The following is a 13151-nucleotide window of genomic DNA, read 5'->3' as shown; positions in this document are numbered from 1 at the left end:
GCTGGGAGGTGCCCCCAGTTTCCCGGGGCTGCGCCCCGGCCCCCAGGGGCGAGGGCGGGACGTTCTCGGGGCCGCGCCCCGGATTCCGGGCCCGGCCCGGGGGGAATCAGCCGTTGCGGGGGCCCGGGAACGCCGACGCGCGGGGCTCCTCGCGGTGGGCGCCCGGCTGGCCCGGGACCGTGCGGGCCGCCGGGACGACCGGGACCGGGGTGGGCTCCGCGGTGCGGACGGTGTCGGTCGCCTCGGCCGTGGCCTGCGCGCCCGCGCGCCGCGCGCCGTAACGGCGGTGCACCGCCTGCTTGGTGACGCCGAGCGCCGAACCCACCGCGTCCCACGAGAAGCCCAGCGAACGGTCGAAGTCCACCGCCGCCGTGACCAGCGTCTCGACGCTGTCCCGCAGCTCCTGCGCCAGCCGGACGGTGGGCGCGGGGGCGCGGCCGTAGACGACGAAGCCCGCCGACGGGCCGGTACGGCGCGGCCGGTAGACGTTGCCCAGCTGGGCGGTGAGGGTGCGCAGCGCGTCCACCTGGCGGCGGACCCTCTCGATGTCCCGGACCAGAAGATGCAGGCTGGCCCGTGCCTGGGCGTCGTGGGTTGCGTGGTCGGGCATGAACAAGCCTCTCGGACCGGCGGTTAAAGGGACGTTGGGGTAGGAGAACGGAAGCGGGCCGCGGTTGCGGCCCGTTTCGGTCAATCTCTCTTGACCCAACGCGCCACGGGCCGCTGGGTCACGGTATGGGGGCGTACATCCGCCGGAATGGGGCGCGTGTCAGCCCGCACGCCCCCTGTGCTGGGGCCGCCTCTAAACTGGAACGCCGTTCGTCCGGCGCCACGAGAGCGCTCACGAGACAAGTCACGAGAGAGGTAGTCCGCCACCCATGAGGCTCGTCTTCGCCGGTACCCCCGAGGTCGCCGTACCCGCCCTCGACGCCCTGATCGCCTCGGACCGCCACGAGGTCGTCGCCGTCGTCACCCGGCCCGACGCGCCCGCCGGGCGCGGCCGCCGGCTGGTCGCCAGCCCCGTCGCCGAGCGCGCCGAGGAGGCCGGCATCGAGGTGCTCAAGCCCGCCCGGCCGCGCGACGAGGACTTCCTCGCCCGGCTGCGGGAGATCGCCCCGGACTGCTGCCCCGTCGTCGCCTACGGCGCCCTGCTGCCCAAGGCCGCCCTGGAGATCCCGGCCCACGGGTGGGTGAATCTGCACTTCTCGCTGCTGCCCGCCTGGCGCGGCGCCGCCCCCGTGCAGCACGCGATCCTCGCCGGTGACGACATGACCGGCGCCTCCACGTTCCAGATCGAGGAGGGCCTGGACTCCGGCCCCGTCTACGGCGTCCTGACGGAGCACGTCCGCCCCACCGACACCAGTGGCGACCTGCTGACCCGCCTCGCCTTCGCCGGCTCCGGGCTGCTCGCCGCGACCATGGACGGCATCGAGGACGGCACGCTCAAGGCCGTGCCGCAGCCGGCGGACGGCATCACGCTCGCCCCGAAGATCAGCGTCGAGGACGCCCGGATCGACTGGGCCGCCCCCGCCCTGCGCGCCGACCGCGTCGTCCGCGGCTGCGCCCCGGCGCCCGGCGCCTGGACGACCTTCCGCGGCGAGCGCCTGAAGGTGATGTCCGTGGAGCTCGACCCCGCCCGCGGCGACCTCGCGCCCGGCGAGATCGCCGCCGCCAAGAACTCCGTCCACGTGGGCACCGGCTCCCACGCCGTCCGGCTCCAGTGGGTCCAGCCGCAGGGCAAGAAGCCCATGCAGGCCGCCGACTGGGCGCGCGGTGTGCGCATCGCCCCGGGCGAGAAGCTCGGCGGCGAGTGACTGAGCGAGTGACCGAGGAGTGATCCGGCGTAGGCTGGGGTTCCTCATCACCCCAGCTCCGGAGCACCTTTCGTGAACGACCAGGCCCCTCGCAAGCGCCCCGCAAAGCCCTATCGCCGGCCCAAGAAGGACCCGGTGCGGATACTCGCCTTCGAGGCGCTGCGGGCCGTCGACGAGCGGGACGCCTACGCGAACCTGGTGCTCCCGCCGCTGCTCCGCAAGGCCCGGGAGAAGGAGGGCTTCGAGGCGCGCGACGCCGCCCTCGCCACCGAGCTCGTCTACGGGACGCTGCGCCGCCAGGGCACCTACGACGCGATCATCGCCTCCTGCGTCGACCGCCCGCTGCGCGAGGTCGACCCGCCGGTGCTGGACGTCCTGAGCCTCGGCGCCCACCAGCTGCTCGGCACCCGCATCCCCACCCACGCGGCGGTCTCGGCCACCGTCGAGCTGGCCCGGGTGGTGCTCGGCGACGGGCGGGCCAAGTTCGTCAACGCCGTCCTGCGCAAGATCTCCGCCCATGACCTGGACGGCTGGCTGGAGAAGGTCGCCCCGCCCTACGACGACGACCCCGAGGAGCACCTCGCCGTCGTCCACTCCCACCCGCGCTGGATCGTCTCCGCGCTGTGGGACGCGCTCGGCGGCGGCCGGGCCGGCATCGAGGACCTGCTGGAGGCGGACAACGAGCGCCCCGAGGTCACCCTCGTCGCCCGCCCCGGCCGGGCCACGACCGAGGAGCTGATCGCGGCCGCCGGCGAGGACTCCGCCCTGCCCGGCCGCTGGTCGCCCTGCGCGGTCCGGCTCGCCGAGGGCGGCGAGCCCGGCGCGCTGGAGGCCGTCCGGGAGGGACGCGCGGGCGTCCAGGACGAGGGCAGCCAGCTGATCGCCCTCGCCCTCGCCGACGTCCCCGTGGACGGGCCGGACGAGCGCTGGCTGGACGGCTGCGCCGGACCCGGCGGCAAGGCCGCCCTCCTCGGCGCGCTCGCCGCCCAGCGGGGCGCGGCGCTGCTGGCGTCCGAGAAGCAGCCGCACCGGGCCCGTCTCGTCGCCCGCGCCCTGGCCGGCAACCCCGGCCCGTACGAGGTCATCGCCGCGGACGGTACGCGTCCGCCGTGGCGCGCGGGGTCCTTCGACCGGGCCCTGGTGGACGTGCCCTGCTCGGGTCTGGGCGCCCTGCGCCGCCGCCCCGAGGCCCGCTGGCGGCGCCGCCCCGAGGACCTGGCCGGTTTCGCGCCGCTCCAGCGCGGGCTGCTGCGCGAGGCGCTGCGCTCCGTGCGCGTCGGCGGCGTCGTCGGCTACGCCACCTGCTCGCCGCACCTGGCGGAGACCCGGGCGGTCGTCGAGGACGTGCTGCGCGGCCGCGGCGGCGAGGCCCCGCCCGCCGAGTGGATCGACGCCCGCCCCTTCATGCGGGGCGTTCCGGCACTGGGCGAGGGGCCGGACGTCCAGCTGTGGCCGCACATGCACGGCACGGACGCCATGTACCTGGCGCTGCTGCGCCGCACGGGCTGACGCCTCGCCCGGGGCGGTTCGGCACCGCCGGCCTCCCCGGCGGGGGTCACTCGCCGTCGCGGCGGGAGAGAAGCCCCGGTCCCGCCCCTTCCCGTTTCCCGGGGCTCTGCCCCGGGCCCCGGGGGGGCGGGGGCTTGCCCCCGGTCAAAGGCAGTGCCCGCGGCATGGCAGGCTTGGGGCATGGCAGTGCAGATCAACCCCAGCATCCTTTCCGCGGATTTCGCCCGGCTCGCCGACGAGGCGCAGGCCGTGCGGGGCGCCGACTGGCTCCACGTCGATGTGATGGACAATCACTTCGTCCCCAATCTGACGCTCGGCGTGCCCGTCGTCGAGTCGCTGCTCAAGGCGACCGACACGCCGCTGGACTGCCATCTGATGATCGAGGACCCCGACCGCTGGGCCCCGCAGTACGCGGAGGTGGGCGCCGGCTCGGTGACCTTCCACGCGGAGGCGGCCCACGCGCCCGTACGGCTCGCGCGGGAGATCCGGCGGCTGGGGGCGCGGGCGTCGATGGCGCTCAAGCCCGCCACGCCCATCGAGCCCTTCGAGGACCTGCTCCCCGAGCTCGACATGCTGCTGATCATGACCGTCGAGCCGGGCTTCGGCGGCCAGTCGTTCCTCGACATCATGCTGCCCAAGATCCGCCGCACCCGTGAGCTCATCTCGCGCCACAACCTCCCCATCTGGCTCCAGGTGGACGGCGGTGTCTCGGCCGCCACCATCGAGCGGTGCGCGGAGGCGGGCGCGGACGTGTTCGTGGCGGGCTCCGCCGTCTACGGTATGGACGACCCGGCGGAGGCCGTACGGGCCCTGCGCGCGCAGGCGGAGCGGGTCACCCTCGGCGCGCCCTGGGCCTGCGCGCACTGAGTGAGCCGTGCCGCTCGCCCGAATTGCTGAGGGCCGAGGTCAAGGTCTGATCGCGGACCGTCGAATCTGACAGGATGACATCGGGTCCACGCAACACAGCGGGACAGCTTCAGCAGAAACAGCTACATACACACCCGTAGCTACCCACGCGGTAGCAGCAAGCTTGACCACAGTAGTGAGGAGACCGCGGTGTCGACGGGCGGCCGTTCAGCCACGCCTATGGGGCCCGCCGAGCTGGTGCAGGCGGCGGCGATGGCCCGCCGTTTCTACCTCGAGGGCAAGTCGAAGATCCAGATCGCCGAGGAGTTCGGCGTGAGCCGCTTCAAGGTGGCCCGAGTGCTGGAGACGGCGCTCGAGCGCGACCTGGTGCGGATCGAGATCCGGGTGCCGGCCGAGCTGGACGCGGAGCGCTCCGACGCGCTGCGCGCCCGCTACGGCCTGCGCCACGCGGTCGTCGTGGAGTCCCCGGCCGACGCCGCCGACGACGCCGCCGACCCGGAGAACCTCGGTGAGGTCGCGGCCGGCCTGCTCGGTGAGCTGGTCCACGAGGGCGATGTGCTCGGCCTCGCCTGGGGCCGTTCCACCATCCACATGGCCGCGGCCCTCCACCGGCTGCCCCCCTGCACGGTGGTCCAGCTCACCGGCGTCTACGACGCGGGCACCGCCGAGCGCGGCTCGGTGGAGGCCGTCCGCCGGGCCGCCCAGGTCTCCGGCGGCGAGGCCCACCCGATCTACGCCCCGATGCTGCTGCCGGACACGGCCACCGCCGCCGCCCTGCGCGGCCAGACGGGCATCGCCCGGGCCTTCGAGTACTTCGACCGGGTCACCGTCGCCGCCGTGTCCATCGGCTCCTGGGAGTCGGGCGTCTCCACGGTCTACGACATGCTCACCGAGGAGGAGCGCGAGCACTACGCCTCCCTCGGCGCGGCCGCGGAGATGTCCGCGCACCTCTTCGACGCCGAGGGCCGTCGTATCGGCCGGGACCTGGGCGAGCGCTGCATCACCGTCGAGGCCGACCGGCTGCGCCGTATACCGGAGGTCGTCGCGATCGCCGGCGGGCTGCGCAAGGCGGCGGCGATCGGCGCGGTGCTCCGCTCCGGCCTGGTCACCAGCCTGGTCACGGACACCGCCGCCGCCGACTACCTCCTCCACGAGACGGGTCCGGGCCCCCGCCCGGCCCTGGACCGCGCCGATCCCGACGGGGCCTGAAGACGGCCGCGCGGCCCCGGTTTTCCGGTATCCGCGCAGGTCAGCGGCGTTGGTTGGAGGATCGGCCAAAGCCCTCCCGAGCAGCCCTGGAGGTTCGGGACTGGCATTTCGCCCCGGTCGTCATGGGAGAATGAAGTACGTGCTTTTCCCTCGGCATGCCTTGCCGAGGGTCACCTCGAACGACTGGGATGTATCAGCACGTGCGTTTCCTCAATGACCAGAAGCCGCCGTACGACCTGACGTACGACGATGTGTTCATGGTGCCGAGCCGCTCCGCGGTCGGCTCCCGCCAGGGTGTGGACCTCTCCGCCCCGGACGGGACCGGCACCACCATTCCGCTCGTGGTCGCGAACATGACCGCGATCGCCGGCCGCCGCATGGCGGAGACGGTCGCCCGCCGCGGTGGCCTCGTCGTCATTCCCCAGGACATTCCGATCGAGGTCGTCACCGAGGTCATCTCCTGGGTCAAGGGCCGTCACCACGTGCTCGACACCCCGATCGTGCTGGCCCCCACCCAGACCGTCGCCGACGCGCTGTCCCTGCTGCCGAAGCGGGCCCACGGCGCCGGTGTCGTCGTCGACGCGGACCACCGCCCCGTCGGTGTCGTCACCGAGCACGACCTGACCGGTGTGGACCGCTTCACCCAGCTCTCCGAGGTCATGTCCAAGGAGCTGCTGCTCCTCGACGCCGACATCGACCCGCGCGAGGCCTTCAACCAGCTGGACGCCGCGCACCGCAAGCTGGCCCCCGCCGTGGACAAGGACGGCAGGCTCGCCGGCATCCTGACCCGCAAGGGCGCCCTGCGCGCGACGCTGTACACCCCGGCCCTCGACGGGAACGGCAAGCTGCGCATCGCCGCCGCCGTGGGCATCAACGGCGACGTGGCCGGCAAGGCCAAGGCCCTGCTGGACGCCGGCGCCGACACCATCGTCGTGGACACCGCGCACGGCCACCAGGAGGGCATGATCTCCGCGGTCAAGGCCGTCCGGGCGCTCGACCCGCGGGTCCCGATCGTCGCGGGCAACATCGTCGCCGCCGAGGGCGTGCGCGACCTCATCGAGGCCGGCGCGGACATCATCAAGGTCGGTGTGGGCCCGGGCGCCATGTGCACCACCCGCATGATGACCGGCGTGGGCCGCCCGCAGTTCTCCGCGGTGCTGGAGTGCGCCGCCGAGGCGAAGAAGTACGGCAAGCACGTCTGGGCCGACGGTGGCGTCCGTCACCCGCGCGACGTGGCCATGGCGCTGGCCGCCGGTGCCTCCAACGTCATGATCGGCTCCTGGTTCGCCGGGACGTACGAGTCCCCGGGCGACCTCCAGCAGACCGCCGACGGCCGTCTGTACAAGGAGAGCTTCGGTATGGCGTCGGCCCGTGCCGTGCGCAACCGCACCTCCGAGGAGTCCGCCTACGACCGGGCCCGCAAGGGTCTGTTCGAGGAGGGCATCTCCACCTCCCGGATGTTCCTCGACCCGGCCCGCCCGGGCGTCGAGGACCTGATCGACTCGATCATCGCGGGTGTCCGTTCCTCCTGCACCTACGCGGGCGCGGGCTCCCTGGAGGAGTTCGCCGAGCGGGCCGTCGTCGGCGTCCAGAGCGCCGCCGGCTACGCCGAGGGCAAGCCGCTGCACGCCAGCTGGCAGTAGTCCGCACCGCCCGGGAAGGGGCGTGATCCGGTTCGCCGGGTCGCGCCCCTTTTTTGCTACCCCTGTACCGATTCATAACACCGTGCGCAATGATTCCCTGCTAAAAGCCCCCCGACGCAATGATCGAACGGGCATACGCAAGAATGGTGCATTACGAGCGCGGGCCCTCACCTCGTAAGGTCTGCGCAGAACGTGGAGTGGCGGATACCGCTTGCTCGGCGGTACCCCCTCGCTACGGGTTTGCTCTGCCATGCCGGCGCGCGCCCTGGGACCGCCGTGCCGTCGCTCCCGACCGGCACCCCCCGACCGGGAATCATGAACGGAGCGACCCCTGTGGGATCGACCCCAGTGTTGGACAAAGGCGCATCGTCGGCCGTGACCGCCGACGACAGGCGTGCCCCGCTGCCGACCGCCGGCTTCGGCTCGCGCCTGATGCGCCGCAAGCCCGTCGAGCGACTGGTCGCCGAGGGCGGCCAGGGCGAGGGCGGCACGCTGCGCCGTTCGCTCGGAATGTGGCAGCTGACGATGATCAGCATCGGCGCCACCCTGGGCACCGGCATCTTCGTGGTGCTGGGCGAGGCCGTGCCCAAGGCCGGCCCCGCCGTGGTGATCTCCTTTGTGATCGCCGGTCTCACCGCGCTCTTCTCGGCCCTGTCCTACGCCGAGCTCGCCGGCACCATCCCGGTCTCCGGCTCCTCGTACTCGTACGCCTACGCCACCATGGGCGAGGTTGTCGCCTGGGTCTGCGGCTGGTGCCTGATCCTGGAGTACGGCGTCTCCGTCGCGGCCGTCGCCGTCGGCTGGGGCCAGTACCTCAACGAGCTCCTCCAGGGCACCATCGGCGTCACCATCCCGACGTGGATGGCCAACCCGCCCGGTGTCGACGGCGGCATCTTCAACCTGCCGGCCCTGCTCGTCGTGCTCCTGTGCATGGCGTTCCTGCTCGGCGGCGCCAAGGAGAGCGCCCGCGCCAACGCCATCATGGTCGGCGTGAAGATCGTGGCCCTGCTGCTCTTCTGCGCCGTGGCCTTCACCGGCATCCGCGCCGGCAACTACGCCCCCTTCATGCCGCTCGGCCTCGGCGGCGTCAGCGCCGCGGGCGCCAGCCTGTTCTTCTCGTACATCGGCTTCGACGCCGCGTCGACGGCCGGTGAGGAGGCGAAGAACCCCAAGAAGGACCTGCCCAAGGCGATCATGCTCTCGCTGCTGATCGTCACGGCCCTCTACGTCCTGGTCGCGGCCGTCGCCGTCGGCGCCCTGCCGTGGAAGAAGTTCGAGGGTTCCGAGGCCGCGCTGGCCGGGATCATGAAGGACGTCACGGGCCAGAGCTTCTGGGCCGTCCTCCTGGCCGCCGGTGCCGTCATCGCCATCGCCAGCGTCGTGCTGACCGTCCTCTACGGCCAGACCCGCATCCTCTTCGCGATGTCCCGCGACGGACTGGTCCCCAAGTCCTTCGCCAAGGTCAGCAAGAAGGGCGTCCCGGTCGCCAACACCGTGATCGTCTCGCTCTTCTGCGGTGTCCTGGCCGCCGCGGTGCCGCTGGGCCAGCTCGCGGACGCCACCAGCATCGGCACGCTCTTCGCCTTCGCGCTGGTCAACGTCGCCGTCATCGTGCTGCGATTCACCCGCCCCGCCATGAAGCGCAGCTTCCGGGTACCGCTTTCGGGTGTGCGCGTGCCCTTCGGCGACACCACGGTGCCGCTGGCGCCCGTCTTCCCCGCCATCGGCTGCGCCCTGTGCATCTACATGATGTTCAGCCTGGACGTGGTGACCTGGGAGGTCTTCGGCGGCTGGATGGTCATCGGCCTGGTGCTCTACTTCGCCTACGGCATGCGCAGCTCGCGGCTGGCCCGGGAGGCGGCCGGTGAGCCGGTGGCCGAGGTGGCCGGTGTGACCGAGGGTGCTGAGGAGGCGTCCAAGGAGGCGTCCGAGGCGGCCCCGAAGCCGGCGGCGAAGACCGCCCAGGCCCGTACGAAGACCACGAAGCCGGCGGCGAAGCCCTCCGCCCGGTCCCGGAAGCCCTCCGGGAAGAAGTGATCTTCTTCCGCGCCGCCCTATGATCCCGGCTGCCGGGCCCGCTCCGCGCGGGCCCGGCAGCAGCCGTTTTCGGGTATGTCGACGGCCCCGGCCCGGCCGTCCGGGGCACGGAAGGGATCACATCCGATGAGCAGCCCCCACCTCCTGCTGACCGGCGACCGCCTCGCCCTGGGCATGCCCCGGGACGAGATGCTGACCGAGTACCACAGATGGGAGACCGACCCCGGCAGCGTCCTGGGCCGCGGCAGCCGCTTCCCGCAGACGTGGGAGGCCCGGGCCGAGGAGTGGGACCGCCGCCTCGACGACCGGGACCATCCGTGCTTCGAGATCGTCCGGCTCAAGGACAAGCAGCCCGTCGGCCTCACCGCGCTGCGGGTCGACGCCCGTGAGCGGCGGGCCGAGTTCTCGATCCTGCTCGCCCCGGCCCACCGCGGCCGGCGCTTCGCCGAGGAGGCCACCCGGCTGACCCTGGACTGGTCCTTCCACCTGGGCGGGCTCCACACCGTGTGGCTGAGGGTCCTGGAGCCCAACCGGGCCGGGATCACCGCCTTCGAGAAGGCCGGGTTCCGGCCGACCGGCCGCTTCCGCAAATCCGGCCACTGGATGGGCCAGCGCGTCGACGAAGTCCTGATGGACGCCCTGATCGAGGACTTCCCCGGGCCCTCCGCCATGGTCACCAACCTCGGCAGATGAGCCGCCCCCGCGGCGCACGGGTCGGGAGCGGGGCCGGGCACGTGATCTACTGCTGGTAGCAGTGGCCAAGACCCGGAGAAAAGTGATCCACCCGCCGTGCGATTGAACGAGCTCGACGAACGCATCGTGCATGCCCTGGCCGAGGACGCCAGGCGCTCCTACGCCGACATCGGAGCGGAGATCGGCCTGTCCGCGCCGGCCGTCAAACGGCGGGTGGACAGGCTGCGCGCCGAAGGAGCCATCACCGGCTTCACCGTCCGGGTGGACCCGGCGGCGCTCGGCTGGGAGACCGAGGGGTTCATCGAGCTCTACTGCCGCCGCAACACCTCGCCCGAGGCGATCCACCGGGGTCTCTCGCGCTATCCGGAGGTGGCGTCGGCCTCCACCGTCACCGGTGAGGCCGACGCCATCGTGCAGATCTTCGCCTCGGACATGCGCCACTTCGAGCGGGTCCTGGAACGGATCGCGGGCGAGCCTTTCGTGGAGCGCACCAAGTCCGTGCTGGTCCTCTCACCGCTGCTGCGCCGCTTCAGCTCCGGCGCCCCTTCCTGACGGCGGGCGGCGGCCTGACGGCGGGCGGCGGCGGGTCACCGGCGGTCGGTCACCGGTGCCCGGCGCTGCCGATCGCGCCACCGGCGTCCAGCCGGTCGACGCGCCGCTGGGCGGCGAAGGCGGCCGCCGGGTAGCGGGGGTCGGGCCGCAGCGCGTGTTCGCGCAGGCAGGCCTCGGTGAACTTGATGACGTGCTCGTCGCCGTGCTCCGCCGCCCGCGCGGCCAGCTCGGGGAGCGCGGGCGCCGCCTCCGCCTCCGCCCGCCAGGCGTCACCGCCCTCGGTGCGCCGGCCGGTGGTGAACACCAGCAGGAAGGCCGTGTGGACCTGCCAGAGCGCGGCGAGCGTCGGCTCGTGCAGCTCCGGCGGCAGGTGGGGGAGGACCAGCCGGGCGGCCGCGGGCGCGGTCACCCCGTGGATCAGCGGGACGGGGAAGACCTCGGGGTGGGCGAGGTAGACATCGGCGAACCGCAGGGTCATCTCGCTCAGCAGCCGGTCCGCGTGGTCCGGCGCGAGCGCCTGGAGCGCCTCGCCGTAGCCCGGGAGCCGGTCGAGCCGCTCCAGGCGCTGCCGGGGGACCTCCGGGCGCAGCGGCCCGTCGTGCGGGACGCGGGGGAGCGCGGCGATCGCGCCGGCCAGGTCGTACGTCCCGGCCAGGCGCGGGCGGCCGGGGAGCTCGGTGAAGCGGGCGGCCCAGTAGGCCAGCCCCCGGGCGAGCTCGTCCAGCTGGAGCCCGGTGGGCCGCTCGGCGGCGTACAGGCCGCGCACGGCGTGCGCGGTGCGGATGAGGCCGTGGGTCAGCCCGGCGAAGAGGCCGGGGAGCAGCCGCGGCCACCAGCGGACGAGCACCTCGCGCCAGTCCGCCCCGGCGAGTTCGCGGGTGAAGAGGGCCTCCCAGTCGCCGGCCCGGTGGAACGCCCCGAGGGCGGGGCGCCAGGAGGACTCGTCGGCGGGGTCCAGGGGGAAGCGCGCGGCGGGCGGCTCGTGGTGCTCCATGGCACGCCGGTAGCGCTCCACCCACCGGGACACCTCGTCCCCGTGTCCGAGGAGGGCCAGCGCCTCGGCCCCCATCGGGCCGTGATTGGCGAGGTCGACGCCCTGGCCGCGTTCGTACCCCAGATCCTTCATACGGTCCAGGGCGTCGTTGAGGGCATCGCTGTAGCTGATCGAGGGCATGATCCGGCCACCCATACCTTTCGGGTATCCCAATGGTTCGGAAGTCCAAAGCATCTACAATCGAAGTATGCCGCACGCGATCAGAACCGGGACACCGCCCCGCACCCCGACCGCCGAAGAGGTCGAAGTCATCGCCCTCGTCCCCCTGTTGGAGCCCTTCTTCCGCAAGGTGAGGGTCCGGGAGCAGATGCCGCCGGCGCTGCGCGAGGCCATGGAGCGGCACGGTCTGACGGCACGCCATGGCGCCGTGCTGCCGCATCTGCTGGCGGGGGTGCCGCTGACCGTCGGCCAGATCGCCGGGCGGCTGCACGTCTCCCTGCCGACCGCCAGTGAGCTGGTGGGGGCGCTGAGCCGGGCGGGGATCGTGGAGCGGGCGGAGGACCCGGGGAACCGCCGCCGGGTGCTGGTGTCCCTGTCGGCGGACTACCGCCCCGCGCTGGAGGTCTTCATCGCCCGGCGGGGCGAGCCGCTGCTGCGCGCGCTGGACGGGCTGACGCCGGAGGAGCGGTCCGGCTTCGCGGCGGGCCTGGCGGCGTGGGTGCGGGAGATCGGGGGCTGAATCGGCCTGTCCTGCGCTTGAGGTCCGGGGGCCGGGGCGGAGCCCGGGAATCGGCGCAAGGGCGGGTCAGGGGCAAGCCACCCACGGGCCCGCGCAACGAATCGCCGCTGAACCGGCGAAACGCGCAACGAATGCACCAGCGGCACGCAACGTCCGCGCCTTGTCCGGCCAAGAGCGAAAACCTTACCGTCGAGTCGTTTAAACGTATGAGTGTTTGAACTGCTCCGCCGAACCGTTCGCTCGACTGCTGAAGAGGACGCATGACGCCGCTGCGTATCGCGCTCTGCCAAGGCCCCAGCGGCGTTCCCGCCTCGACCGCCGACAGCATCGCCGCCCTGGCCGACGCCGCGCGCCGGGCCGCCGCCGCCGGTGCCCGGCTGCTGCTCACCGACGAGCTGTTCCTGACCGGGTACGCCCTCGGCACGGCCGTCGCCGGGCTCGCCGAGCCCGCCGACGGCCCCGGCGCACAGGCCGTCGCCCGGATCGCCGCCGAGCACGGCCTGGCCATCGGCTACGGCTACCCCGAGCGCGACGGCGCGGAGGTCTTCAATTCGCTCCAGCTGATCGGCCCCGACGGGACCCGGCTCGCGAACTACCGCAAGACCCATCTCTTCGGCGAGTACGAGACCACCAGCTTCACCCCCGGCCGGGACCTCGTCGTCCAGGCCGAGCTCGACGGCGTCCGGATCGGGCTCCTGATCTGCTACGACGTCGAGTTCCCCGAGGCCGTCCGGGCACACGCCCTGGCCGGCACCGAGCTGCTGCTCGTCCCCACCGCGCTGATGCGGCCGTACGAGATCGTCCCCCAGACGATCGTCCCGGCCCGCGCCTGGGAGAGCCAGCTCTACATCGCCTACGCCAACCGCTGCGGCGTGGAAGGCGACTTCACCTTCGCGGGGCTGTCCTGTCTGGCCGCCCCGGACGGGACCGTGCGGGCCCGGGCCGGCGCCGGCGAGGACCTGGTCGTCGCCGACGTCGACCCGGAGCTGCTCCGGGCGTCACGCGCCGAGAACACCTACCTCGGAGACCGCCGCCCGGCGCTCTACACCTCGCTCACCTGACCCGCGGCACCCGCCCCGCGCCCCCCTCAACAC

At 73.1% G+C, this 13151-nt stretch carries 12 protein-coding genes; 10 read left to right on the top strand and 2 right to left on the bottom strand.

Going from position 1 to position 13151, the window contains the following annotated elements; translation table 11 throughout:
* Nucleotides 1-106 precede the first annotated feature (106 nt).
* The gene (locus K6I33_RS20930; protein WP_229355042.1) at nucleotides 107-610 is read right to left on the bottom strand and encodes a hypothetical protein; all 504 of its coding nucleotides are present in this window, start codon (nucleotides 608-610) and stop codon (nucleotides 107-109) included.
* 268 nt (nucleotides 611-878) lie between these two features.
* On the opposite strand from K6I33_RS20930, the gene fmt reads away from it, so the two are divergent.
* The 8 genes from fmt (at nucleotide 879) to K6I33_RS20890 (ending at nucleotide 10324) form a co-directional block, all read left to right on the top strand.
* A complete protein-coding gene (gene fmt / locus K6I33_RS20925; protein ID WP_229355040.1) occupies nucleotides 879-1814 on the top strand; it encodes a methionyl-tRNA formyltransferase in 936 nt (311 codons plus the stop codon).
* A gap of 72 nt (nucleotides 1815-1886) precedes the next feature.
* Nucleotides 1887-3323: an RsmB/NOP family class I SAM-dependent RNA methyltransferase gene (locus K6I33_RS20920; protein WP_229355037.1), complete on the top strand. Its 1437-nt coding sequence runs from the start codon at nucleotides 1887-1889 to the stop codon at nucleotides 3321-3323.
* Between the two features lie 180 nt (nucleotides 3324-3503).
* Entirely contained in the window at nucleotides 3504-4190 is a 687-nt protein-coding gene (gene rpe / locus K6I33_RS20915; protein WP_229355036.1) for a ribulose-phosphate 3-epimerase, read from the top strand.
* A 219-nt stretch (nucleotides 4191-4409) separates the two neighbouring features.
* Complete coding sequence (locus K6I33_RS20910) at nucleotides 4410-5399, top strand: sugar-binding transcriptional regulator (protein WP_229355029.1); 990 nt, start codon at nucleotides 4410-4412, stop codon at nucleotides 5397-5399.
* A 188-nt stretch (nucleotides 5400-5587) separates the two neighbouring features.
* On the top strand, nucleotides 5588-7042 hold the full coding sequence (locus K6I33_RS20905) for a GuaB1 family IMP dehydrogenase-related protein (RefSeq protein WP_229355026.1): 1455 nt from the start codon (nucleotides 5588-5590) through the stop codon (nucleotides 7040-7042).
* A 348-nt stretch (nucleotides 7043-7390) separates the two neighbouring features.
* Nucleotides 7391-9079: an amino acid permease gene (locus K6I33_RS20900; protein ID WP_374285426.1), complete on the top strand. Its 1689-nt coding sequence runs from the start codon at nucleotides 7391-7393 to the stop codon at nucleotides 9077-9079.
* A 126-nt stretch (nucleotides 9080-9205) separates the two neighbouring features.
* On the top strand, nucleotides 9206-9772 hold the full coding sequence (locus tag K6I33_RS20895) for a GNAT family N-acetyltransferase (protein ID WP_229355015.1): 567 nt from the start codon (nucleotides 9206-9208) through the stop codon (nucleotides 9770-9772).
* 96 nt (nucleotides 9773-9868) lie between these two features.
* Nucleotides 9869-10324, top strand: coding sequence for an Lrp/AsnC family transcriptional regulator (locus K6I33_RS20890; protein WP_126913291.1), 456 nt, complete (start codon nucleotides 9869-9871; stop codon nucleotides 10322-10324).
* A gap of 49 nt (nucleotides 10325-10373) precedes the next feature.
* Here K6I33_RS20890 and K6I33_RS20885 read toward each other — a convergent pair whose 3' ends face one another.
* Nucleotides 10374-11498, bottom strand: a complete 1125-nt coding sequence (locus K6I33_RS20885; RefSeq protein ID WP_229355013.1) for a questin oxidase family protein — start codon at nucleotides 11496-11498, stop codon at nucleotides 10374-10376.
* 67 nt (nucleotides 11499-11565) lie between these two features.
* Here K6I33_RS20885 and K6I33_RS20880 point away from each other — a divergent pair, with 67 nt between their 5' ends.
* Nucleotides 11566-12057 carry a MarR family winged helix-turn-helix transcriptional regulator gene (locus K6I33_RS20880; protein WP_229355011.1) on the top strand — a complete coding sequence of 164 codons (492 nt, stop codon included), beginning with the start codon at nucleotides 11566-11568 and terminating at the stop codon, nucleotides 12055-12057.
* Nucleotides 12058-12317: 260 nt separating this feature from the next.
* Nucleotides 12318-13118 carry a carbon-nitrogen hydrolase family protein gene (locus K6I33_RS20875; RefSeq protein ID WP_229355002.1) on the top strand — a complete coding sequence of 267 codons (801 nt, stop codon included), beginning with the start codon at nucleotides 12318-12320 and terminating at the stop codon, nucleotides 13116-13118.
* Nucleotides 13119-13151 lie beyond the last annotated feature (33 nt).

It is taken from the genome of Streptomyces sp. UNOB3_S3 (assembly GCF_020740895.1).
Lineage (GTDB): Bacteria > Actinomycetota > Actinomycetes > Streptomycetales > Streptomycetaceae > Streptomyces.
Note: the sequence above shows the minus strand (reverse complement) of the source record. Positions and strands in the feature narration are given on the sequence as shown.